This window comes from Stenotrophomonas sp. S39 (assembly GCF_016624665.1).
Classification (GTDB): domain Bacteria; phylum Pseudomonadota; class Gammaproteobacteria; order Xanthomonadales; family Xanthomonadaceae; genus Stenotrophomonas.
Window position 1 is genome coordinate 17,195 of sequence record NZ_JACVTT010000020.1, and the last position, 21,990, is coordinate 39,184.

Below are 21,990 nucleotides of genomic sequence, written 5' to 3' on the forward strand. Positions count from 1 at the left end.
TTGCTCCTTCCTTGATTGATGTCCTGCCACGCGCGGACCGCGAGGCGCGACGCAGAAGCATGCGGCACGGCTGCGGATCCTGGCAACCCACCGGCGCGCTCAGAGACCGCAGGCCACCCGCACCGCTTCACAGGCGGCGATGAGGTCTTCCACCAGGCGCCCGCTGACATCCAGTTCGCCCTCGTACTCGGCGATGTTGCGCTGCTGGTGGCACTTGTCGAGCACCCGCCATACCTCGGGGCCCACGCCCAGCGTGTGCTTGAGCGACTGGAACACGATGTAGCGGTTGCTGGGCCGGAACCCCTGTGCACGAAGCGCTGCCAGGCTCAATGCGTGGGCGGCGTTGTAGGCCAGGTCGAAGCGGCTTTCCAGCGAAAGCGTCGCATTGCGTGCGTCACGCAACCGCGCCAGGCCCGAGCGCTGCAGGCCTTCGATCTCGCGCGGATCCGGCGGCTCGGCGCTGAGCGGTTTACCCGGCCCGACCAGGTTCTGCAATGGCGAGGTCATCCATTCCTCCAATCACCCACAGCTTGGGTTGTTCCAGTACACGCTGCAGGAAGGCATTGCCCTTGTGCAGGCGATCGTTCAATTCGTCGTGCGTGTACAGCGTCGGGTTCACCGGCCGTCCCAGGCGATCTTCCAGCGGATCGAGCACGGCCATCAGCTCAGCATAGCCCAGCGTATCGGAGACCAGCATCAGGTCGATGTCGCTGTGCGCGCTGTCGGTGCGCTTGGCCACCGAGCCGAAGACGAAGGCCGCCGCAATCTGGTCCTGCAGCGGCTGCAGTGCGTCGCGCAGCGGCTGTGCAAGGCCGATGGTCTTGTGCACCAGCGCCACCAGTTCGGCATGGATCGGCGAGCCCGCAAATGCGCGATAGCGCTTCTGGTTGCCGACCTTGCGCTGCTCCACCAGGCCGCTGGCGACCAGCTTGGCCACTTCGCGCTGCACGGCGCCGGAACCGGCACCGCTGCCACTGATCAGCTCGGAAATGCTGAAATCACGGCGGTCCTGCCCGAACAGCAGGGCCAGCACCCGTTGCTGGGTCTGGGTGAACAGCGCGTCGGCCAGGCCGATGGGGCCTGTGGACGACGATGTGGCGGCGTGGTTACCCATATTGGGCATTATTGTGCCCATATTGGGTATTTGGCAAGTGCGGCGCCTGCCCTGCCGGGCATGGCCCGGCGCTACCGGGCACTGTTGCGCCGTTGCCAGCGCCGCAGCGCGATGCTGGCGACCGCCAGCCCGCCAGCGGCAATCAGCAACAGCATCGCCACCGGCTGCCAGAAGAAGAACGGCCACAGCCAGAGGTAATCGAGGTCGGTCAGCTTCAACACGTCCATCGGCGGCAGCAGTTCCACCGAGGCCGCTCGCCCGGCCAGCGCCGGGTCAACCTCCAGCACGGTCAGCCGCAGCCAGGAACGCCCGCGCGGCAGTGCGTCCCCCCGCCCATAGCCGAAGTACGAGGCGGCGAACCTGCTGGGCCCCACCGACTCCAGCGCACGGGAAACATCCAGTCCGGGCGCAGCCGAGCGTGTCTTCGCGCGGAACTCGTTGCGATCGGTCGGGGTGTCCGCGCGCAGGCGCAGCTCCGGATCGATCGACGGATCGGCGCCGTCATCGGCGTAGCGCAGGCGCAGACGCAAGGGGTCGTCGATGAAACGGTAGACCGTGACCTCCGCCGTCGCGCCGGGCTGCAGCACCAGTGGCAGGGTCTGCGTGCGCGAGGCCAGGTGGTTGGCGGCCGCGCCCAGTACCAGCACGATGCAGGCCAGCGCCCACAGGCTCCACAGCAGCCACAGGGTCACCCGTGCGACCGTCTCGCCCTTCATGCCGAACTCCCGGTCATCGCGCTGCGTCCCTGCTGGCGTTGGCCACAACGTAGCGCAGAACTGCACGTGGCCATAGTGCTAGCGTAAGGCAGCGCGCGAGCCGGCCCGGTACCTCGCCAGATGGCGAGGCTGGGCATCGCACATGCAGAACGGAGGTCAGGCCGGCCTGACTTCCCGGCACACCAGCTCGGCCAGTTCGCGGCAGGCGAAGAACAAGCCTTCCACCACGCCCTCATCGAGGTGGCGGCGGGGCGTGGCCATGGTCTTGCAGCGGTTCGCGGCGTGCAGCATCTCCGCCGCGGTGAGGATGGCCACGGCCGCACGGTCGATCCGCGCCAGTGACTGGCGTCGGCCGTCGGACAGGTTTTCCTCCGGCCAGAGCATGCCATCAGAGCCTTCGCCATCACGGATGCGGGTGAGGCAGCCCTGGAAGGTGCTGATATCGGAGGTGGGGTCTTCATCGTCGTTGACGGCATCAACAACATGGAGTGGCGGGTTCTTGCGAGTGGTCATGGCGTCGGCTTCCCTGGCTGTACGTAACAGCGCCACCGCGCAGAAGCGGGGTGGCGGACGGTGCGGGTTGCAAACCGGGATACATGCAGACCGGCGGGTCCGAAGACCCCCACGCACCGCCCGCCATAGAAGGCCGACGGATTGCCAGCCGGCACCGTTTCAGGACGGTGCCGGCTGGCAAGCGCTTACAGCACATATCGCGGGTTTGCATGCCCGGCCACCCTTTTTCGGTGGCGCGCCATGGTGTCTACGCCTGCACGATCGATTCAATGAGAAAAATCCGAAAGGTCCGGAGGGAATCGAGCGTGCGATGCGAAGTGTTGCATACGCGGGGAGTGGCGGATGCGACAGGAAAAGGCGCGAATCTGCTGCTGCGCGGGCGAGAGCGACGTGCGGTGACGCAAACAACCCGCGCTTCAGAATGGCGCGTGACGCTTATCGCTTACCAGAAGTTGTATGCGGGGATCGTGCAGAAAGTGCGAGTGGCGTGTGGCTTGGGGGAATCTGACGTGGATGGCCGATTTAGAGTGCCGGAAGCGACATGCTGGTGGCTCCGGTTCTGCCAGCCATGGGCTGGCAGAACCGGAGTTGGTGGAGAACCCAAAAAGAAGCGCCGCGACCCTCAGGGAGTCGCGGCGCTCTTTTTCAATAGCACAGCGTTACCACCACGCCGGGCATGGCCCGGCGCTACCGCCCACTCAGGCGAACGGATCCTGCAGGACCATGGTGTGGTCGCGGTCCGGGCCGGTGGAGACGATGCTGATCGGGCAACCGGCGAGCTCTTCCAGCGAACGCAGGTAGGCGCGTGCGGCCGGCGGCAGCTCGTCCCAGTTGGTGATGCCGTGGGTGTTCTCGCTCCAGCCCGGGAACTCCAGGTACACCGGGGTGCAGTCTTCCCAGCCCTGTGCGTCCAGCGGCGCGTACTCGGTGCGCTTGCCGTTGTATTCGTAGGCGATGCAGACCTTCAGCTTTTCCATGCCGTCCAGCACGTCCAGCTTGGTGATGCACAGGCCGCTGATGCCGTTGATGGCCACGGCGCGCTTCAGCGCAACGATGTCCATCCAACCGCAACGACGCGGGCGACCGGTCGAGGCACCGTACTCGGCGCCACGGTCACGGATGCCCTGGCCGACTTCGTCGTCCAGTTCGGTCGGGAACGGGCCGCCGCCGACGCGGGTGGCGTAGGCCTTGGCGATGCCCAGCACGTAGTCGATCGAATCGGCGCCGACGCCGGAACCGGCCAGTGCGCCACCGACGGTGGTGTTGGAGCTGGTGACGTACGGGTAGGTGCCGTGGTCGATGTCCAGCAATGCGCCCTGCGCGCCTTCGAACAGCACGCGCTTACCCTGCTTGCGCAGGTCGTGCAGGATGCCGGCCACGTCGGACTTCATCGGCTGCACGTACTCGCCGAAGGCGAGTGCTTCGTCGAAGGTCTTCTGGAAGTCGACCGCATCGGTGTTCAGATACTTGGTCAGCACGAAGTTGTGGTAGTCCAGTGCCGTGCGCAGCAGTTCTTCCAGCTGCTTGGGGTAATGCAGGTCGGCGATGCGGATGCCGCGGCGCGCCACCTTGTCTTCGTAGGCCGGGCCGATGCCGCGGCCGGTGGTGCCGATCGCCTTGCCGCCGGCAGCGCGTTCGCGCGCCTGGTCCAGGGCGATGTGGTACGGCATGATCAGCGGGGCGGCCGGGGAGATCTTCAGGCGCGAACGCACTTCGACGCCGGAGGCTTCCAGCTCGGCGATTTCCTTCTGCAGCGCGGCCGGCGAGATCACCACGCCGTTGCCGATCAGGCACAGCGCATCGTCACGCAGGATGCCCGACGGGATCAGGTGCAGGACGGTCTTCTTGCCATTGATGACCAGGGTGTGGCCGGCATTGTGGCCGCCCTGGAAGCGCACCACGGCGCCGATTTCCTCGGTGAGCAGATCGACGATCTTGCCCTTGCCTTCATCGCCCCACTGGGCACCCAACACTACGACAGACTGACCCATGACGGGCTCCTCGATTTGTTGCGGCCATCGGGGCCGCGGACGGGTAAACCGTGGCGGGGCTGGCCAGCACCTGGAAGGCGGCTCCAAACGGGGAGCGGCCGGCGATGGAAGGCCCAGACACGGAAAAAGCCGAACGGGGAGGCCCGTCCGGCTTTTGTGCATTATCCGGGTTTCCGGGGTCCGGTGCCACCTTTCCGACGGACGGCTTCACCGGCCGGTCAGGCGCCCCGGCTCTCCGTCCGCCGCTGCGCGGCGCCGCCCGAGCATGGGCTCGGACGCTACACCCGACCGCCCCGGTAGAGCCGAGCCCACGCTCGGCTGCCTTCCCGCCGCTGCGCGGCGCCGCCCGAGCATGGGCTCGGGCGCTACACCCGACCGCCCGGTAGAGCCGAGCCCACGCTCGGCTGCGTGGCGTGGACGGCACAGGACGGGGTTCAGTGCCGCGCCCACCACAGCAGGCTCAGGCCGGCCAGCAGCACCAGCCCGCCGAAGCTGCGCAGGGCCGGGCTGGGCAGGTCCAGCAGGCGCTCGGCCATGCGCTTCCAGGCCAGCGGGGCCACGAACAGCAGCAGGCCTTCGAGCACGGCCACCAGGCAGACGGCCGCGAACAGATCTTTCATGTGGGCACTCCGGAAAAAACACGGGGCCCGGCATCTGGCCGGGCCCCGTGGGATCTTGCCGAACGACTCAGCGGTCGCTCTTGAGGTACTGCAGGAACGGGTCGTTCTTGTCCAGCACGATAATGCCGTTGCCGTCGGTCATGGAGCCGCGGTAGGCCTCCAGGCTGCGGTAGAACGCATAGAACGACGGGTCCGCCGAACCGGCCTTGCCGTAGATGCGGGCGGCATCGGCATCGCCTTCACCGCGCAGGCGCTGGGCATCGCGCTCGGCTTCGGCGATCAGCACGGTGCTGTCACGGTCGGCCTGGGCACGGATGGTCAGCGACTGCTCCTCGCCCTCGGCGCGCAGCTTGGCGGCTTCCTGCTTGCGCTGTGCGCGCATGCGCTCGTACACGTCGTTGATCACCTGGCTGTCGGTGGGCAGGTCGACCTGCTTGATGCGCAGGTCGATCATCTGCATGCCCAGCCCGGACACCGCTTCGTTGATGTCCTTGAGCTGCGCGGCGATCAGTTCGCTGCGGTCGCCCGACACCAGCTGCTGCAGGGTGCGCGAGTTGATCTGGTTGCGCAGCGAATCGGTGATGATCGGCTGCAGGCGCGCGTTGGCCACGCGCGGGTCACCACCGGTGGCACGGAAGTAGTCGCCCACGTTGGAGATGTAGCCGACGGCGAAGAAGTCGACGCTGACGTCCTTCTGCTCGGCGGTGAAGTAACGCGCCGGCGCCGTGTCCAGCACCTGGAAGCGGCGGTCGAACACGCGCACGGTTTCCACCACCGGCACCTTGAAGTGCAGGCCCGGCTTGATGTCCGAACGCACCACCTTGCCCAGGTTCAGGACCATGGCGGTCTGGTCCTCGCGGACCACGTAGACCGAACCCAGCAGGGCCAGCAGGGCCGCCACGGCGACGGCAATCCAGATAGAACTTCTCATCGGCTGCCCTCCTCACGGCCGCTCGGACGCCCGGTCGGGCGGGTCACGGCCCGGCCCGGATCACGGGAAACTTCGGTTGCGGTACCCGGCAGCGACGGCATCACCACGTCCGGGTTCGGCACCGCGGCCGGCGCCGAGGCGCTGGGACGGGTGTCGCCGGTCATCGGCACGTAGATCAGCTGGCGACCATCGCCACCGATCACCTTGCGGTTCTCGCTCAGCACCTGCTGCACGGTTTCCAGCCACAGGCGCTTGCGGGTCACTTCCGGGGCGTCCTTGTACTGGGCCTGCAGCAGGCTGAAGCGCTGTGCGTCACCCTCGGCCTTGGACACCACGGCCTGCTTGTAGCCTTCGGCGGTGGTACGGGCACGCGAGGCCTGGCCTCGGGCTTCCGGCACGACCTTGGCGGCGTAGGCCTGGGCTTCGTTGATCAGGCGTTCCTTGACCTGCTGGGCACCGTTGACCTCGTCGAAGGCCGGCTTGACCTCCTCCGGCGGACGGGCGTCCTGCAGGGTCAGGCCGGTCACGGTCAGGCCGGTCTTGAACGCACCCAGCAGCGCCTGCAGGCGCTCCTCGGCGGCCACGGCCAGCGGGCCACGGTTGTTCAGCACCGAGTTGAGGTCGGCGCGGCCGACTTCCTCGCGCACCGCGCTCTGCGCGGACTGTTCCAGCACCTGGTCGGCATCGACGGTACCGAACAGGTACTGCTGCGGGTCATCGATGCGGTACTGCACGTTGAGCGAGACATTGACGATGTTCTCGTCGCGGGTCAGCACCGGCACCTGGATCGAGAAGGTCTTGATCTCGGTGGCATTGACCTTGGTGACCGATTCGATCGGCCAGGGCAGCTTGAAGTTCGGGCCCGGGGTCAGGATCCGCGAGAACTGGCCGAAGCGCAGCACCACGCCACGCTGCTGTTCGCCGATCAGCTGGAAGCTGGAGAACAGCACCAGCAACACCACCGCCGCCGCCACCCAACGCAGGATGCCGCCATCGAACAGGTCCTTCAGCGGCCCGGGCAGACCGCCCCAGCCACCACCATTGCCACCACCGCGCGACCCGAATGGCCCGCGTCGATTGTCCTCGGGGCCTTGTCCGCCCTTGTTGCCGCCGGGTGTATTCCAGGCCATGCACGCTCCATCAATATGTGGGCTGCGGCGCGGGCCCTTCCCGCGGCGCCAGCCGTGAATCTTCACCGATCATACAAGATGGGGCGGACTGGCAGGTTTGAAAGGGCCCTGACCGGGTAATGTGGCGTTTTCCTCGAAGTCAGGCAGCGCCAATGGCCCCCACCACCCCGTTCACCGCCTTCCGGATCGAAAACGACGATGCCGGCTACCGCAGCGGCCTGGTCCAGCTGGGCGTGGATGACCTCAGCCCCGGCCAGGTGCTGGTCCGCGCCCACTGGTCCTCGGTCAACTACAAGGACGCCCTGGCCGGCACCGGCAAAGGGAAGATCCTGCGCCGCTTCCCGCTGGTGGGCGGCATCGACGTGGCCGGTACGGTGGTCGCCTCCAGCGACCCGGCCTGGCGCGAGGGCGATGCGGTGCTGGCGACCGGCTGCGGCCTCAGCGAAACCCGTGACGGAGGCTACAGCCAGTACGTACGGCTGGAATCACGCGCCGTCATCGCCCAGCCGGCCGGGCTGAGCCCGCGCGAGGCGATGGTGCTGGGCACCGCCGGCTTCACCGCGGCCCTGGCCCTGCTGCGCCTGCAGGACAACCGGCAGACCCCGGGGCACGGGCCGCTGGCCGTGACCGGCGCCACCGGCGGCGTCGGCGCGCTGGCCGTGGACATCTTCAGCCGCGCCGGTTACGAGGTGCATGCGATCAGTGGCAAGCCGGAGCAGGCCGCCTTCCTGCGCGACATCGGCGCGAGCGAGGTGCTGCCGCGCGAGGCACTGGCCGATACCGCGCCCCTGCAGTCGGCCCGCTTCGGCGGCGGCCTGGACAATGCCGGCGGATCGATGCTGGCCAGCCTGCTGGCGCAGACGGTGCCCTATGGCAGCGTGGTCAGTGCCGGCCTGGCCGCGAGCGCGACGCTGGAGATGACGGTCATGCCATGCATCCTGCGTGGCGTCTCGCTGCTCGGCGTGTCCTCGGCCAGTGCGCCGCGTGACCTGCGCGAGCAGGTGTGGGCACGCCTGGGCGGGGAATGGAAGCCGCAGCACCTGGAGCGCATCTGCACCGCGGAAGTAGGCCTGTCGGACCTGCCGGGCGTGTTCGAGCGGATGCTGGCCGGTGGTTCGCTGGGCCGCACGGTGGTGCGGATCGACTGAACGTCGCAGGCAGGCGACGGACGGCAGCTACCCTACTCCCACCAGCAATGTGCCCGCACTACACTGCGGGCATGACACGGGGAACAACATGGCACGCATTCTGATCGTCGACGATTCACCGTCGCAGCTGTTGGGGATACAGCGCATCGTCGAGAAACTCGGGCACCAGATCCTGACCGCCACCGATGGCGCGGCCGGGGTGGAAACGGCCAAGGCCGAACTGCCCGACCTGGTATTGATGGACGTGGTGATGCCGAACCTCAACGGGTTCCAGGCCACGCGCACGCTGGCCCGCGACGAGGCGACCCGGCACATCCCGGTAATCCTGGTGACCACCAAGGACCAGGACACCGACCGCATGTGGGGCATGCGCCAGGGCGCGAAGGCCTACATCACCAAGCCGTTCTCGGAAGACGAGCTGTCCGAGGTGCTGGAGCGGGTGTTCGCCGGCCAGGGCTGAACCGTTCCCGGTGGGTGCCAACCTTGGTTGGCACGCGTTTGAAACCGCCGGGCGTGGCCCGGCGCTACCTTCAGATCGTTTCGCCAAAGGCCTTTGCCAGGTTCCGGTAGGCCTTCTTCTGCGCGTCGTCGGTCGCCGCCGGCGCCACGATCTCCAGCTCAACGATCTGGTCGCCATCCGGGCTGCCCGGCAGGCCGCGGCCACGCAGGCGCAGTTTGCGGCCGGCATCGGAATCGGCCGGGATCTTCAACTCCACCGCGCCGCCCAGCGTCGGCACGCTGATGCTGGTGCCCAGCGCTGCCTGCCACGGCGTCACCGGCAACGTGTAGAGAATGTTGCGGCCATCCACCTCGAACTGCGGATGGGCGGCATATTCCACTTCCAGCAGCAGGTTGCCACCGTGGGTGCCCTGCCCTGACAGGCGGATCACCTGGCCCGGGCGGATGCCCTTCGGCACGCGCACGTCCAGCTGCTTGCCGTTGACGGTGATGCGGAGGCTGTCACCGCTGTACGCCGCTTCCAGCGGCACCGACAGCTTGGCCCGGGTATCGCGGTTGGGCGCCTGGCCGTGGCTGCTGAAGCCCGGGCCGGGGCCTGCACCCTGCCCGCCGCGCTGGCGCGCGAACAGGCTTTCGAAGAAATCGCTGAAGCCGCCGCCGGCACCGCCGCCGCCGAACACTTCCTCGAAGTTGAAGCCGCCCGCACCGCCGTAGTTCGGCGGCACGTTGAACTCCTCGCCCGGGCGATAGCCCTGCGCGCGCAGCTGGTCATAGGCAGCGCGCTTTTCCGGATCGCGCAGCGCCTCGTAGGCCTCGTTGACCGCCTTGAACTTGTCCTCGGCGCCGGCCTCCTTGCTCACGTCCGGGTGGTACTTGCGCGCCAGCCGGCGGTAGGCAGTCTTGATCTCGGCCTCGCCCGCACTCGGTTCCACCCCCAGGGTGGCGTAGTAATCCTTGAATTCCATCCAGCTACCTCGATCTGCTTCGGCCGCGCCGGTGGCGCCGCCCCGGGCTCATTCTACGCGCCGGCATGCTACGCCGCTGCCCGTGCGACGCCGGTGAGGCCGTTTCATCCGGCGCAATGCACCGGCCGCCGCCCTGACCCCAGAATGGGGCGTGCACACCGGTTTTCCAATGTCTTGACGCGTTCCTCCCACCCGCCCGACTAGCCTGCCCACCAGCAAGGAGTTCCCATGACGATCCACGTTGGCGACCGCATCCCGGAAGTGACACTCAAGCGTATCCGCGAGGGCATCGAAACGCTGGACACCCAGGCGCTGTTCGAAGGACGCAAGGTCGTCCTGTTCGCCGTGCCCGGGGCCTTCACTCCCACCTGTTCGGCCCGTCACCTGCCTGGCTTCGTCGAGAGGTTCGCCGCGTTCCGCCAGCGTGGCATCGATGTGTACTGCCTGGCGGTCAACGACCCGTTCGTGATGAAGGCGTGGGCCGCCGACCAGCACGTGCCCGAGGGCCTGTTGATGCTCTCCGACGGCAACGCCGAACTGACCCGTGCGCTGGGCTTGGAGCTGGATGCCAGCGCCTCGGGCATGGGCATCCGGTCGCGCCGCTACGCCCTGTACGTCGATGACGGCGTGGTACGCGCCGCGTGGATCGAGGAACCCGGCCAGTTCGAGGTGTCCTCGGCCGACTACGTGCTGGAGCACCTTCCCACCTGATACCCCACTGCAAGAGGAACCGGCCAGCCATGTCCAACAAGCCAGCCAAAGCCAGCAAGCCCGCCGCCAAGCCCAGCGCCCAGGTGCCCGGCATCAGTGACCGCACGACCCTGCGCGAACGCGCCCGGCGCAACATCGAGGACGGTGCGATCACCGACAGCTACAGCGCCGATCGCAAGGTGGTGATCAAGCTGCTCAACGATGCCCTCGCCACCGAGTACGTGTGCGTGCTGCGCTATTACCGGCACTACTTCATGGCCAAGGGCATGCTGGCCGATGCGGTCAAGGCCGAGTTCCTCGAACACGCGCAGCAGGAACAGGCCCATGCCGGCAAGCTGGCCGAGCGCATCGTGCAGCTCGGCGGCGAGCCGGATTTCAACCCTGACACCCTGACCGCGCGCTCGCATGCCGAGTACAAGGAAGGCAGCGACCTGCGCGACATGGTGCGCGAGAACCTGGTGGCCGAGCGCATTGCCATCGACAGCTACCGCGAGATGATCAACTTCATCGGCGACCGCGATACCACCACCAAGCGCATCCTGGAGGAAATCCTGGCGCAGGAGGAGGAACACGCCGACGAGTTTGCCGACCTGCTGGACGGCTGGATCGGGGAATAGCGGCACCGTGCACTCTGTAGAGCCGAGCCCATGCTCGGCTGACGGTTGCACGTCCGCCACAGATGCAGCCGAGCATGGGCTCGGCTCTACAGCAGCGAAGCAGACATCAGCGGAGAACGGTAAACCTCACCTGCGTCCACGCGCCATCGGTCGCCAGCGCGGTCAGCGTATGCGCGCCCGGCTCGGCGAACTCGCGCTGCATCAGCTGCGCCCCTTGGGTGCGGGCGATCCAGCGGCCATCCAGCAGCCAGTCCACCGCCTGTTCACTGCCCAGCGCACGCAGCTGCAGGCGCACGCCATGCTGGGCATTGGGTGCACGCGCCAGCGCGGCGCCATCGTTGAGGCCATCCACGTGCAGGGCCACGCTCGCTTCGCGGCCATCGTCGCGGCAGTCGGCAGCCAGTGGCGGCAACTGCGATGCATCGCGCGTGGCCTTGGGCAACCACGGCGACAGCAACGCCGGCCAGCGCGCGATCTCGCGTTCCACTTCCTGGTGCGGCGCGCTGCAGTCGGCGGACAGCCGCTGGCCCGTGCGCGCATCGGCGATGTAGCGCTGCCGGCCCGGCTGCCAGCGCCGCGCCTCACGTTCGGGGAAGGTCGGCGGCACGCCACCGTCCAGCAGCCAGGCCGTCATGCGCCGCTGGCACAGCGTGGCCGGCAATGACCCGGCCAGTTCGCCGGTGGGCCAGCACACGTCGGCGCGGCTGACGCTGGCCGGCATCGGTGCAGCAGCGGCATCGCCGGGCTGGCGCGGCAGGCTGTCGACAACTTCGAACATCAGCGGCAACGCCGTCACCGCGCCGTACTGGCCGGGCAGCGGCGTGCCATCGGGCCGGCCCACCCACACGCCCACCGTGTAGTGGCGGGTGCTGCCGATCGCCCAGGCATCGCGGTAGCCATAGCTGGTGCCGGTTTTCCAGGCCACGCGCGGTCGTCCACCGACGTCGAACGTGCCCACCCCATAACCCGGGCGCGGGTTGGACTCGAGCATCTCGCGCACGATCCAGCTGGCCCCGGGCGAGGACAGGCGCCGCTCGATCATCGGATCGTCATCGCTATAGCGCACGCGCCCGGCTATGCCGTTGCGGTTGAGCGCGGCGAAGGCGCCAACCAGATCCTCAAGCCGCGCACCGGTGCCACCGAGAATCAGCGACAGGTTGGGCGAGCTGCCCGGCGGGAAGCGCAACTGGATGCCCGCGTGCGAGAGGCGCGCGGCGAAGCGCGCCGACCCTACCCGCTGCAGCAGGTCCACCGCTGGCACATTGAGCGATAGGCGCAGCGCGCTGGATGCACTGACGGGACCGTTGAATGCCTCGTCGAAGTTGCCCGGCCGATAGCTGCCGAAGCTCTGCGGCGCATCCACCAGCAGGCTTTCCGAATGGATCAGGCCATCGTCCAGCGCCATGGCGTACAGGAAGGGCTTGAGCGTGGAGCCCGGCGAGCGCCAGGCCTGCACCATGTCGACGTGGCCCAGGCGCTGGCGGTCACCGAAGGCCAGCGTGCCGACATACGCACGGGCCTGCAGGGTCTGGTTGTCGACCACCAGCAGCGCAGCCGAGGTGCGCTCGGGCAGCGTGGAGAAATAGCTGGCCACGCGCTCTTCCAGCGTGCGCTGCAGGTCCAGGTCGATGCTGCTCTGGATGCGCGCCTGGCCCGGGTGTGCCGAATGCAGCCGCTGCGCCAGCAGCGCCGCATGCATCGGCGGCCGCAGCGACCGCGCGACCACATTCTCGATGCGTGCATCGTCTACTTCTTCCGGCGTCCACACGCCCAGTTCGGCCATGCGCGCCAGCACCTTGTCGCGCGCCTTCTGCGCCGCTTCCGGGTGGCGGTCCGGGCGCAGCCGGCTGGGCGCCTGCGGCAGTACCGCCAGCAGCGCGGCCTCGGCGTGCGACAGTTGCGTGGCCGGCTTGCCCAGGTACGCCCAGCTGGCCGCTTCCACGCCCTCGATGGTGCCGCCGTACGGCGCGCGTTCCAGGTACAGCGCGAGGATCTGCGCCTTGCTCAGGTGTACTTCCAGCTGCACCGCGCGCAGCATCTGCTTGAGCTTGCCCCACGGCGTGCGCGAGTGCGGATCAAGGATGCGCGCGACCTGCATGGTGAGCGTTGAACCGCCCGACACGATGCGGCCGCCACGCAGCAGCTGGCCGCTGGCACGCAGGATCGCCAGCGGGTTGATGCCCGGGTGTTTCCAGAACCAGCGGTCTTCGTAGGTCAGCAGTGCCTGCAGGTACAACGGCGAGACGCTGTCGATCGACGCCGGATAGCGCCACACGCCTTCGGCATCGGCGAATGCACGCAGCGGCGTGCCGTCGGCAGCCACCACCAGGGTGCTGGTATCACGCTGCTTCGGCAGCGGTGGCGGGAAGGCGACGTCCAGCACCAGCAGCAGCGCCAGCGTGGCGGCCGTCCCCCAGCGCAACCACGGCCACAGCGGCCGCAGCCGGCGGCGCAGGGCCGCCAGCCGGGTCTTCATTGCGTCTTTCATTGCGAATTGCCCGCAGGACGGGCCGCGCCGTCGCGGCCCGTCCGCGCGGTCACGGCTGGACCACCGTGATCGTGGTCGGGTTGCTGCGGCCCACGCCGCGCAGCTGCGGGCGGTACATGTCTTCCACCAGCGGCGGCGGCACCGAGTAGGTACCCGGGGTCACCGCACGCACCAGGTAGAAGACGTTCGCCTTGCCACCGCGCGAGAGCTTCAGCGCGGCCACGTAGCGGTCGTCGCGGAACTCCTCGTGCTTGGTATCGGCAGCCGAGCTGCGGTCGCTGATGGTGATGCCATCGACCACCACGTCGGCCCACTGCTTGGCATCGCCCAGATTGAAGTTCTCGATCTCCAGGCCGGCCGGCAGCAGGTCCGTCAGCAGGGCATCGGGCATCTGCGTATCGGCACTGATGGTGATGCGCACGATCAGGGCTTCGCCTTCCTTCAGCGGTCGCGGCGTCCACGGCTTGCCATCGGTACCGAAGTAGCTGCGCTCGACACCCAGCACGCTGTTGTCCGGTGCCGGCGCGGTGCGCGGGATGCCGGCCACGTCGATGCTGGCAAACATCGGCGGCTCGCCCTGCGGGGTGAAGCGCACGCCGCTGGCCAGCTCGCTGCCGGTGAAGTTGCGACCGAACAGCTTGCGCTCGCCGATGGCCTCGCTGTTGCCACCGATCACCAGTTCACCGGCCACCAGTGCCTTCTGGTTGGCGGCCAGGGCCTTGCCGAGGCGGGCGATGGCCACCTGCTCCTGGGTACTCAGCCACATCCAGCCGGCATTGCGGCGGGCATCGAGGCCACGGCCCAGATCGACCGCACGCGCATCCCAGGCCGGCTTGGCCAGCTTGTTTTCGTGGGTCAGCGCGATCATCAGCGCGTCGTCACGGATGGCACTGCCGTAATCGCCGAAGTACGACGGGCGCTCGCTGCTGGACTTGGCGAAGCCGGCAGCAATCGCCGCCTGGCCGCGTTTGGCGTCGCCCTGCAGGGACAGCGCCACGCCCAGGTGGACCAGCGACAGGCCACCGACCGCCTTGCTGCGCTCGTTGTCGTACAGCGTGCGCAGGGTACCCAGCGGGGCACGGTTGACGCGGGCCAGCACGTAGCCGGAATACGCCTGGTTGGCGAATTTCAGCTTTTCGCGGTCATCCTGCCCGTAGAACTGGTTGCCACCGGACAGCAGGTCCTCGCTGAGGCGGTTGAGCGCCTTCTGCAGCACGTTGTCGGGCACGGCGAAACCGCCGTCCTTGGCATCGAGCAGGAACTCGGTGATGTACGGGGTCAGCCACGGGTTCACGTAGCCATCGTCGCCCCACATGGAGAAGTTGCCGTTGGCCACCTGCATCGACGCCAGGCGACCGAACGCGCCTTCCATGCGCTCGCGGCGGGTCTTGGCGTCCAGTCCGTCGGTGCCGAGCATCGACGAAGTGGCCTGGTCCAGGATCAGCGCGGCGTAGCCCTTGCTGGTGGTCTGCTCGGCACAGCCGTAGGGATAGTTCAGCGCGCCCTGCAGGGCGCTGGCGAACGGAATCGGCGGCAGCGGGCTGACCAGCAGGCGGGCATTGACCGACTCGGCCATCAGGCCATCGGCCAGGCCGCCGTCCAGGCTGACCGCAGCCAGCGGATCGAGCGTGCGCACCTGCGAACGGATCACCTGCGGCCACGCCGCACGCACCGGCAGCTCGTATCGGCGGTCGGCCTTGAAGCCGTTGCCATCCACGCGCACCCGTACCTTGGCCACGCTGTTGCCCTCGCGGGCCGACAACGGGAAGCTCAGCGTGGTCTTGGCATCTGCGTTGAGCTGCACGTTGCGGCTGCCCTCGCCCAGGCTCAGCGGACCTTCGGTGTCCACCTGCACGTTGAACTGGCCGGGCTTGCCGGTGAAGTTCTGCACGTCCAGGGTGACGGTGCTGCGGTCACCCGGGGCGAGCACGCGCGGCATGCTGGCCTCGGCCAGGATCGGCGCGCGCACGATGGTTTCCACATCGCGCTTGCCGTACTGGTCATCGCTGTAGACCAGCGCCGACACGCGCAGCGTGCCGTTGAAGTCCGGCACCTTCAGGCGGATGCGCGCATTGCCCTTGGCATCAAGCTGCACCGGGCCGGAGAACAGGTCCACGGTCTGCACGCGTGCGGTTGGCCGCTTGGCCTGCGGCAGCGCCTGCAGGGCCATGTCGCCGCCGAACTTCAGCTTGCCGCTGCTGCCGTCGAAGCTCTCGATCACCCGGCTGTAGATGTCGTAGGCATCGATGCCGAGGCGACGCTGGGCGAAGAAGTGCGCGCCGGCATCGGGCACCGGGAAGCGGGTGATGTTGAGGATGCCCACGTCCACCGCCGAAACGGTGACGTGCGCGGTCTTGCCGGCCAGCTGCGGTGCGCTCACCGTCACCGGCAGGTCCTGTTCCGGGCGCATCTGCTTCGGTGCGACCAGGCCCACGGCCACGGTGCGTGCCTTGCGGTCCATCGGCACGTGCACCACGCCCACGGCGCGGGCCGGGGTGATCTTGCTGGGCGCACTGCCACCGCGGAACACCAGCGCGGTGATGTAGACGTCGTGGCGTTCCCAGTCGGCGGTGACCGGGATCTTGTAGGTGGCACCCGGCTTGGCGTCGATCTCCTGCACGTACAGCATGCGGTCGGTCTCGACCATCAGCACGCCCTTGCCGGCGTGCGGCGGGGTCACCGTCACCTGCAGGGTATCGCCGGCCTTGTAGCCGGTCTTGTCCAGGCCCAGCTTGACCTTGTCCGGGCGTGCATCCAGGCCGCGGTTGTCATCGCCCCAGCTCCAGCCGGCGCGGAACGGGTAGCGGCTGGTCAGGCCGGTGGACGGATCGAACACGTCCACCCGGTATTCGCCCCACTCCACCGCGAAATCGAAGGCGACTGCACTGCTGCCGGCATCGACGGTACGGGTGTCCTTGTTCTCGAAGCGGCGGGTGAAATCGTAGTCCCAGCGGTTGTCGTTGAAGGTCCAGTGGTAATCGCGCAGCTCGCGCACCAGGGTCACCTTCAGGCCCTTGGCCGGCTGCGGCTTGCCGGCGGCATCCACGCGCATCAGCTCGAAGCGCGCAGTGCCGTTGGCATCGGCGCCGTCGTCCGGGTTGAACAACGGGCGCACGCCGACCAGTGCATTGGCCGGCCACATCACCCGCTTCAGGGTGCGGGTGACGGTACGGCCACCGGTTTCATACAGGCTGCCCGACAGCACCACGGCGATCGGTGCCTTGGCCTTGGCCGCCTCTTCCGGCAGTGCCACGTCTTCGCGCAGCTGGCCATTGGCCGGCAGCGTGGTATCGACCACATCCTTGGCTTCGCGCGGCAGCTGCAGCGTCGGGTCACCGAAGAAATAGCCCGGCAGGCCTTCCACCGGCTTCTGCTCGGCGGCCACCGCCATGCGTGCGGTGAAGCGGTTGCCATCGGCCGGCGCGCCGTACAGATAGGCGCCGTTGGCCTGCAGCCGCAGCTCCTCGCCCGGCTTCAGCGTCTTCTGCACGCTGTCCAGGTCCAGCTTCATGCGCTCGGGCAGGAACTCCTCGATGCGCAGGGTCATGCCCTGGATCGCTTCCTTGCTGGCCGGATCGGTGCGGAACTCGACCTGCCAGCGCCCGGTCGGCGCCTCGGCGGGGATGGTCTGCTCGAAGTTGATGTAGCCCTGGTCACCGGGCTGCAGGCGGGTCTCGCGGAAGGTCTTGCCGTCGGGCTGCTTCAGGCGCAGGAACACCGGTTGCGCCTTGACCGGCTTGCCGTCGTTGTCACGCAGCAGGGCCGACAGGCGCACGGTTTCGCCCGGGCGGTACAGGTCGCGGCCCGACCAGGCGTAGACGTCGAACCAAGCGTTGTCACGGCCGGCCACGGCGAATTCGCTCAGGTCCAGCGCCGGCTGGTTGAACGGCAGGAAGCTGGTGTCCTTGCCGCTGCTGGCGACCAGCACGTGGGTGGCATCCAGGGTGTAGTTCAGCAGCGCATTGCCGTTGCCGTCGGTGCTGCCCTTGAGCACCACCTCGCCCTTGGCGTCGAGCACGCGCAGCTCGACGTTCTTCAGCGCCGCACCGTCCTTCAGTGCGGCGGTGTGGACGAACAGCTTGTCCTTGTAGGCGCGGGTGTGCAGGCCGATGTCGCTGACCGAGAAGAACGCGGTATCGAACTCGCCTTCGTAGTCACCGGTGCGCTTGAGCAGGGCGAAGTACAGGCCCGGCTCCTGCAGCTCCTTGATGTCCTGGGTCGGCAGGTAGGTCAGCACCCGCTCGTTCTGCTTGCCACCGAGGATGAAGCGGTTGACGTAGACCGGCTCGGCCAGCTGGTTGATCGGGCTGCGCTCGTAGTCGCTGCTCAGTTCCCAGCTGCCGCGGCGGCCGCCGCGCTGGTACTGGCTGAAGAAGGTCGGCAGGTCCTTCTCGCGCACGCGCAGGAACTCGACGTCGACCTCGGGCACGTTCACCGAGACCACCGGCAGGCCGCGGCTGTCCTTGGCCGGCAGCACGCTGCCCTGCGAAGCGAAACCGGCCACCGGCTTCAGCTCACCGCTGAACACCTTCTGCTTCAGTTCCTTGCCCAGGCGGCTGCCGTCGGCGGCCAGCAGGTCTTCGGAGACGACCAGGCTGTATTCCTTGCCGGCTTCAACGAAGGGGTAGCGCAGGGTCAGGCCGTCGTCGGACAGGGTCCAGCTGCTGTCGTCGTTGCCGACCTTCTCTTCGAAGCGCACCAGTTTGTCGAAGTCCTGGGTGCCGACCAGCGGGCGCGAGAACTCCAGCGCCAGCGACAGGCCCTCACTCTTCTGGTCCGGGTAGGCGCGCAGCAGGGTGAAGTCCTTCACCTGCTCGGCCTTGGTGGCGATGGCTTCGCCGCTGGCCTTGGGCAGCTGCCCATTGTCATTGCGACAGCCGGCCAGACCCAGCAACAGGCCTCCTGCCAGTACAGCCGCCGCCCAACCCCACCGCTTCCGCCGTGCCGGACCGCTCATGTCGTCACTCCTTGATCGAGGCGGCCATTATAGGCGCGCCGCGTCAAGGTGTTGACGCCCCGGCGGTCGGACAGCGGGGGCCAAGGGTAGCGCCGGGCCATGCCCGGCGGGATCGGCGTCGCCTACCCCGGCAGGTACAGGTCCACGTAGTCCGTCACCGGCATCGCGGCCAGCGCCACCGGGTCCAGCGAGGCCGCCAGGATGCGCTGCTGCTGGGCGGTCGGGAAGCGGTGCGCGAGGTGCCGGCGGAACTTGTCCATCAGCAGCGGGATGCCCTCCTGCCGGCGCCGCGCGTGGCCGAGCGGGTGCTCCACCAGTACCTCCGGCAGTCCGCTGCCATCGGTGAAGCGCACGCTCAGCCCGTTGGCGATGCTGCGCTTGCCGGGGTCCAGATAGTCCGCGCTGAGCTGCGGGTCTTCCCGGCAGGCCATCTTCGCCCGCAGCGCGTCGATGCGCGGGTCGGCGGCCATGTCGTCCTCGTAATCCTCGGCCACCAGCCGCCCGTGCAGCAGCGCGATGGCCACCATGTACTGCACGCAGTGATCGCGGTCGGCCGGGTTATGCAGCGGCCCCTGCTTGTCGATGATGCGGATGCAGGCTTCCTGGGTGCGGATGTCGATGTGCGCGATGTCCTCGACCCGCCGCCCCGCTGCACGCAGCTGCTGGTGCAGCGTGATCGCCGCCTCCACGGCCGTCTGGCCGTGGAACTCGGCCGGGTAGCTGATCTTGAACAACACGTTCTCCATCACATAGCTGCCCAGCGGTCGCCCCAGCGTCAGTGCCTGGCCGTGCATGGATACCGCCTCGAAACCCCAGACCGGTGCGCTGAGCGCGCTGGGGTAGCCCATTTCGCCGCTGGCTGCCATCAGCGCCAGGCGCACGCCACGGCTGGTGGCATCGCCGGCCGCCCAGCTTTTGCGCGAGCCGGTATTGGGCGCATGCCGGTAGGTGCGCAGTGCCTGGCCATCCACCCAGGCCAGCGACAGCGCATTGAGCATGCGCTCGCGGTCCAGCCCCAGCAGGTGCGCGACCACCGCCGTGGTGGCCACCTTGACCAGCACCACATGGTCCAGCCCGACCCGGTTGAACGAGTTCTGCAGCGCCAGCACGCCCTGGATCTCGTGCGCCTTGATCATCGCCTGCAGCACGACATGCACGGTCGGCGGTGGCCGCCGCAGGGCCAGCGCGTTGCGCCCCAGCCAATCGCAGACGGCGAGGATGCCGCCGAGGTTGTCCGAAGGATGGCCCCATTCGGCTGCCAGCCAGGTGTCGTTGAAATCGAGCCAGCGCACAATCGCGCCGATGTTGAAGGCCGCCTGCACCGGGTCCAGTTCGTAGTGCGTGCCCGGCACCCGCGCACCGTTGACCACATGGATGCCCGGCACCAGGGGGCCCAGCAGCTTGCTGCAGGCCGGGAAGGACAGCGCTTCCAGGCCGCAGCCCAGGGTGTCGAGCAGGCAGTGGTGCGCCGTCTCGAACGCCAGGGGGGATTCAATGCGGGCGTCGCGTACGTAATCGACGATGTCCACCAGCAGCGCATCCCACGCTGCACGCTCGTTGGAGGGGGTGTGGCTGCTGGACATCATCTGGACTCCGGTAGCGCCGGGCCACGCCCGGCGGTTCATGGGCGGGCCCTGCTGCGCTCGCCGGGCGTGGCCCGGCGCTACCGCGATGGCCCCACGTTACAAGGTGTCGGCGGGCACCCGCACCTTGCCTTCCATCAACACGCGGGCGCTGCGGCTCATGATGGCCTTGGTCACCGTCCACTGGCCGTCAACGCGCCCGGCCTGCGCACCCACGCGCAGCGTGCCGGACGGATGGCCGAAGGTCACCGCCTCGCGTTCGCCGCCACCGGCCGCGCGATTGACCAGCGTGCCCGGAATGGCCGCCGCGGTGCCGATCGCCACCGCAGCGGTACCCATCATCGCGTGGTGCAGCTTGCCCATCGACAGCGCCCGTGCGTGCAGGTCGATGGCCGACGCCGGAATGGCCTTGCCACTGGACGACACGTAATCCTGCGCCGGCGCAACGAACGCCACCTTCGGCGTGTGCTGGCGGGTAGCCGCATCCTCCAGCTTCGAGATCAGCCCCATGCGCAGCGCGCCGTGGGCGCGGATGGTCTCGAACTTCTGCAGCGCCGCCTTGTCCTCGTTGATGGCCGGCTGCAGCTCGGTGCCGGTGTAGCCCAGTTCGGCGGCGTTGAGGAAGATGGTCGGGATGCCTGCGGTGATCATGGTCACTTCGAAGCTGCCCACGCCCGGCACGTCCAGCGTGTCGACCAGGTTGCCGGTGGGGAACATCGCACCGGCATCGCCGTCGTCGGACGGATCGATGAACTCCAGTTGGATCTCGGCGGCCGGGAAGGTCACGCCGTCCAGCTCGAAATCACCGGTCTCCTGCACTTCGCCGTCGCGCATCGGCACGTGGGCGATGATGGTCTTGCCGATGTTGGCCTGCCAGATACGCACGGTGCAGAGGCCATCGCGCGGCACCCGGGCCGGATCCACCAGGCCGTTGGCAATCGCGAACGGGCCGACGGCGGTGCTGAGGTTGCCGCAGTTGCCGCTCCAATCGACGAAGGCGGTGTCGATCGACACCTGGCCGTACAGATAGTCCACGTCGTGGTCGGGCACCGAGGCGCTGGAAATGATCACGCACTTGCTGGTGCTGGACGTCGCCCCGCCCATGCCGTCGGTGTGCTTGCCATACGGATCGGGCGAACCGATCACGCGCATCAGCAGCGCATCACGCACGGCGCCCGGGACCTGGGCGGCTTCGGGAAGGTCCTGCAGGCGGAAGAACACGCCCTTGCTGGTGCCACCGCGCATGTAGGTGGCGGGAATACGGAGTTGCGGGAGGAAGGTCATGAAATTCTCGATAATGTGAGGAACACACGCATTACGCTGGTTGAAGCCGCTGCCGACGGCGATCCGCGGCGGACGTCCCGTGCTGCCATCGGAACAGATACAGGATGACCAGTTTGGTACTGCCACTCACCACTGCCAGCAGCAGCAACGGCCATCCCATCCGCAGGCCCATGGCGAAGGCAAACACGATCGTGGACAGGTCCATCAGCAGGATCAACTGACTCATCCGCAGCGACACTGCACCGGTATGGCCATTGCGCAGGATCAGCAGGATCTGATGCGTATAGCCCTGCGCCAGCAAGGCAGTGATGACCACGATCATCGCGCTGGCCACCACCCTGCCCTCGTCCACGTGACGATCACCCCAGGCCAGACCGGCCAGCGCGCACATCAGCAGCAGCGCGACTGCCACCACGCTGGTCGTGGCGGAGCGATTCCGTCGGTCGCGCCAGATCTCCACCAGGATGGCCATAACCAGCACCGACGCGAGCAAGCGCGGCCAGACAATGAAGTGATTGAACGGCGTGATGCTGTAGCCATAGACGAAGAAGGACAGGTAGGCCAGGAAGCTGACCGTGAACTGGTTCAGCGAAAGCACCGCAGTGGCGCTGTCAGACGCGCCCGCACGTTCCCGGCGGCGGCGCACCAGCCGCAGCTGCGCGCCCACACCCAACAGGCTCAGCAGGATGAAAGCGGTGTTGACCGTGCCTGCGATGTTGTAGAACGCCGTTCCCATGCAGATGGGGCTACGCCCCTCTCCTCC

18 protein-coding genes are annotated in these 21,990 nt (G+C 67.9%); 4 read left to right on the forward strand and 14 right to left on the reverse strand.

The genetic code is table 11. From position 1 onward, the window contains the following. Positions 1 to 99 precede the first annotated feature (99 nt). From IAE41_RS07570 to hflK, 8 genes are all read right to left on the reverse strand, one after another. Entirely contained in the window at positions 100 to 507 is a 408-nt protein-coding gene (locus IAE41_RS07570) for a hypothetical protein (protein ID WP_079222784.1), read from the reverse strand. Next, positions 470 to 1,114, reverse strand: coding sequence for a transcriptional regulator (locus IAE41_RS07575; RefSeq protein WP_234458369.1), 645 nt, complete (start codon positions 1,112 to 1,114; stop codon positions 470 to 472). The genes IAE41_RS07570 and IAE41_RS07575 overlap by 38 nt, the downstream gene beginning before the upstream one ends. 71 nt (positions 1,115 to 1,185) lie before the next feature. Continuing rightward, positions 1,186 to 1,830: a hypothetical protein gene (locus tag IAE41_RS07580; RefSeq protein WP_200732651.1), complete on the reverse strand. Its 645-nt coding sequence runs from the start codon at positions 1,828 to 1,830 to the stop codon at positions 1,186 to 1,188. Positions 1,831 to 1,986: 156 nt separating this feature from the next. Next, positions 1,987 to 2,343 carry a hypothetical protein gene (locus IAE41_RS07585; protein ID WP_200732652.1) on the reverse strand — a complete coding sequence of 119 codons (357 nt, stop codon included), beginning with the start codon at positions 2,341 to 2,343 and terminating at the stop codon, positions 1,987 to 1,989. Between the two features lie 698 nt (positions 2,344 to 3,041). Then, complete coding sequence (locus IAE41_RS07590) at positions 3,042 to 4,334, reverse strand: adenylosuccinate synthase (protein ID WP_006463282.1); 1,293 nt, start codon at positions 4,332 to 4,334, stop codon at positions 3,042 to 3,044. A 434-nt stretch (positions 4,335 to 4,768) separates the two neighbouring features. Continuing rightward, on the reverse strand, positions 4,769 to 4,954 hold the full coding sequence (locus IAE41_RS07595; RefSeq protein WP_079222788.1) for a DUF2065 family protein: 186 nt from the start codon (positions 4,952 to 4,954) through the stop codon (positions 4,769 to 4,771). A 67-nt stretch (positions 4,955 to 5,021) separates the two neighbouring features. Beyond that, positions 5,022 to 5,885, reverse strand: a complete 864-nt coding sequence (locus tag IAE41_RS07600) for a protease modulator HflC (protein WP_079222789.1) — start codon at positions 5,883 to 5,885, stop codon at positions 5,022 to 5,024. Beyond that, positions 5,882 to 7,015 (reverse strand): FtsH protease activity modulator HflK, encoded by a 1,134-nt coding sequence (hflK, locus tag IAE41_RS07605; protein WP_108747183.1) that lies wholly within the window; start codon positions 7,013 to 7,015, stop codon positions 5,882 to 5,884. Before hflK ends, IAE41_RS07600 begins: the two co-directional genes overlap by 4 nt. A 152-nt stretch (positions 7,016 to 7,167) precedes the next feature. On the opposite strand from hflK, the gene IAE41_RS07610 reads away from it, so the two are divergent. Together IAE41_RS07610 and pilH are read left to right on the forward strand one after the other, a co-directional pair. After that, positions 7,168 to 8,163 carry a YhdH/YhfP family quinone oxidoreductase gene (locus IAE41_RS07610; RefSeq protein ID WP_200732653.1) on the forward strand — a complete coding sequence of 332 codons (996 nt, stop codon included), beginning with the start codon at positions 7,168 to 7,170 and terminating at the stop codon, positions 8,161 to 8,163. An 88-nt stretch (positions 8,164 to 8,251) separates the two neighbouring features. Further along, the gene (gene pilH / locus IAE41_RS07615) at positions 8,252 to 8,623 is read left to right on the forward strand and encodes a twitching motility response regulator PilH (RefSeq protein WP_005410644.1); all 372 of its coding nucleotides are present in this window, start codon (positions 8,252 to 8,254) and stop codon (positions 8,621 to 8,623) included. A 70-nt stretch (positions 8,624 to 8,693) separates the two neighbouring features. On the opposite strand, the gene IAE41_RS07620 is transcribed toward pilH, so the two are convergent. Next, positions 8,694 to 9,587 (reverse strand): DnaJ C-terminal domain-containing protein, encoded by an 894-nt coding sequence (locus IAE41_RS07620; RefSeq protein ID WP_108758018.1) that lies wholly within the window; start codon positions 9,585 to 9,587, stop codon positions 8,694 to 8,696. Between the two features lie 228 nt (positions 9,588 to 9,815). On the opposite strand from IAE41_RS07620, the gene IAE41_RS07625 reads away from it, so the two are divergent. Together IAE41_RS07625 and IAE41_RS07630 are read left to right on the forward strand one after the other, a co-directional pair. After that, positions 9,816 to 10,298, forward strand: coding sequence for a peroxiredoxin (locus IAE41_RS07625; protein WP_079222793.1), 483 nt, complete (start codon positions 9,816 to 9,818; stop codon positions 10,296 to 10,298). A gap of 29 nt (positions 10,299 to 10,327) precedes the next feature. Further along, positions 10,328 to 10,915 carry a ferritin-like domain-containing protein gene (locus tag IAE41_RS07630; RefSeq protein ID WP_200732654.1) on the forward strand — a complete coding sequence of 196 codons (588 nt, stop codon included), beginning with the start codon at positions 10,328 to 10,330 and terminating at the stop codon, positions 10,913 to 10,915. Between the two features lie 106 nt (positions 10,916 to 11,021). Here the strand turns inward: IAE41_RS07630 and pbpC are convergent, their stop codons facing one another. The 5 genes from pbpC to IAE41_RS07655 form a co-directional block, all read right to left on the reverse strand. Then, on the reverse strand, positions 11,022 to 13,403 hold the full coding sequence (gene pbpC, locus IAE41_RS07635) for a penicillin-binding protein 1C (protein WP_200732655.1): 2,382 nt from the start codon (positions 13,401 to 13,403) through the stop codon (positions 11,022 to 11,024). 49 nt (positions 13,404 to 13,452) lie between these two features. Continuing rightward, positions 13,453 to 18,360 (reverse strand): alpha-2-macroglobulin, encoded by a 4,908-nt coding sequence (locus tag IAE41_RS07640; RefSeq protein ID WP_200732656.1) that lies wholly within the window; start codon positions 18,358 to 18,360, stop codon positions 13,453 to 13,455. 122 nt (positions 18,361 to 18,482) lie between these two features. Beyond that, complete coding sequence (locus IAE41_RS07645; protein ID WP_200732657.1) at positions 18,483 to 19,943, reverse strand: bifunctional 2-methylcitrate dehydratase/aconitate hydratase; 1,461 nt, start codon at positions 19,941 to 19,943, stop codon at positions 18,483 to 18,485. Between the two features lie 99 nt (positions 19,944 to 20,042). Then, complete coding sequence (prpF, locus tag IAE41_RS07650; RefSeq protein ID WP_200732658.1) at positions 20,043 to 21,227, reverse strand: 2-methylaconitate cis-trans isomerase PrpF; 1,185 nt, start codon at positions 21,225 to 21,227, stop codon at positions 20,043 to 20,045. A 31-nt stretch (positions 21,228 to 21,258) separates the two neighbouring features. Further along, positions 21,259 to 21,963 (reverse strand): hypothetical protein, encoded by a 705-nt coding sequence (locus tag IAE41_RS07655; RefSeq protein ID WP_200732659.1) that lies wholly within the window; start codon positions 21,961 to 21,963, stop codon positions 21,259 to 21,261. Positions 21,964 to 21,990: the final 27 nt, after the last annotated feature.

Bases quoted from the DNA above. Each gene is read 5' to 3' on its own strand.
- IAE41_RS07625 (WP_079222793.1), top strand. From the start codon at position 9,816: ATGACGATCCACGTTGGCGACCGCATCCCGGAAGTGACACTCAAGCGT.
- IAE41_RS07575 (WP_234458369.1), bottom strand. From the start codon at position 1,114: ATGGGTAACCACGCCGCCACATCGTCGTCCACAGGCCCCATCGGCCTG.
- IAE41_RS07600 (WP_079222789.1), bottom strand. From the start codon at position 5,885: ATGAGAAGTTCTATCTGGATTGCCGTCGCCGTGGCGGCCCTGCTGGCC.
- pilH (WP_005410644.1), top strand. From the start codon at position 8,252: ATGGCACGCATTCTGATCGTCGACGATTCACCGTCGCAGCTGTTGGGG.
- hflK (WP_108747183.1), bottom strand. From the start codon at position 7,015: ATGGCCTGGAATACACCCGGCGGCAACAAGGGCGGACAAGGCCCCGAG.
- IAE41_RS07585 (WP_200732652.1), bottom strand. From the start codon at position 2,343: ATGACCACTCGCAAGAACCCGCCACTCCATGTTGTTGATGCCGTCAAC.
- pbpC (WP_200732655.1), bottom strand. From the start codon at position 13,403: ATGAAAGACGCAATGAAGACCCGGCTGGCGGCCCTGCGCCGCCGGCTG.
- IAE41_RS07580 (WP_200732651.1), bottom strand. From the start codon at position 1,830: ATGAAGGGCGAGACGGTCGCACGGGTGACCCTGTGGCTGCTGTGGAGC.
- IAE41_RS07610 (WP_200732653.1), top strand. From the start codon at position 7,168: ATGGCCCCCACCACCCCGTTCACCGCCTTCCGGATCGAAAACGACGAT.
- IAE41_RS07595 (WP_079222788.1), bottom strand. From the start codon at position 4,954: ATGAAAGATCTGTTCGCGGCCGTCTGCCTGGTGGCCGTGCTCGAAGGC.
- IAE41_RS07640 (WP_200732656.1), bottom strand. From the start codon at position 18,360: ATGAGCGGTCCGGCACGGCGGAAGCGGTGGGGTTGGGCGGCGGCTGTA.
- IAE41_RS07655 (WP_200732659.1), bottom strand. From the start codon at position 21,963: ATGGGAACGGCGTTCTACAACATCGCAGGCACGGTCAACACCGCTTTC.
- prpF (WP_200732658.1), bottom strand. From the start codon at position 21,227: ATGACCTTCCTCCCGCAACTCCGTATTCCCGCCACCTACATGCGCGGT.
- IAE41_RS07645 (WP_200732657.1), bottom strand. From the start codon at position 19,943: ATGTCCAGCAGCCACACCCCCTCCAACGAGCGTGCAGCGTGGGATGCG.
- IAE41_RS07620 (WP_108758018.1), bottom strand. From the start codon at position 9,587: ATGGAATTCAAGGATTACTACGCCACCCTGGGGGTGGAACCGAGTGCG.
- IAE41_RS07570 (WP_079222784.1), bottom strand. From the start codon at position 507: ATGACCTCGCCATTGCAGAACCTGGTCGGGCCGGGTAAACCGCTCAGC.
- IAE41_RS07590 (WP_006463282.1), bottom strand. From the start codon at position 4,334: ATGGGTCAGTCTGTCGTAGTGTTGGGTGCCCAGTGGGGCGATGAAGGC.
- IAE41_RS07630 (WP_200732654.1), top strand. From the start codon at position 10,328: ATGTCCAACAAGCCAGCCAAAGCCAGCAAGCCCGCCGCCAAGCCCAGC.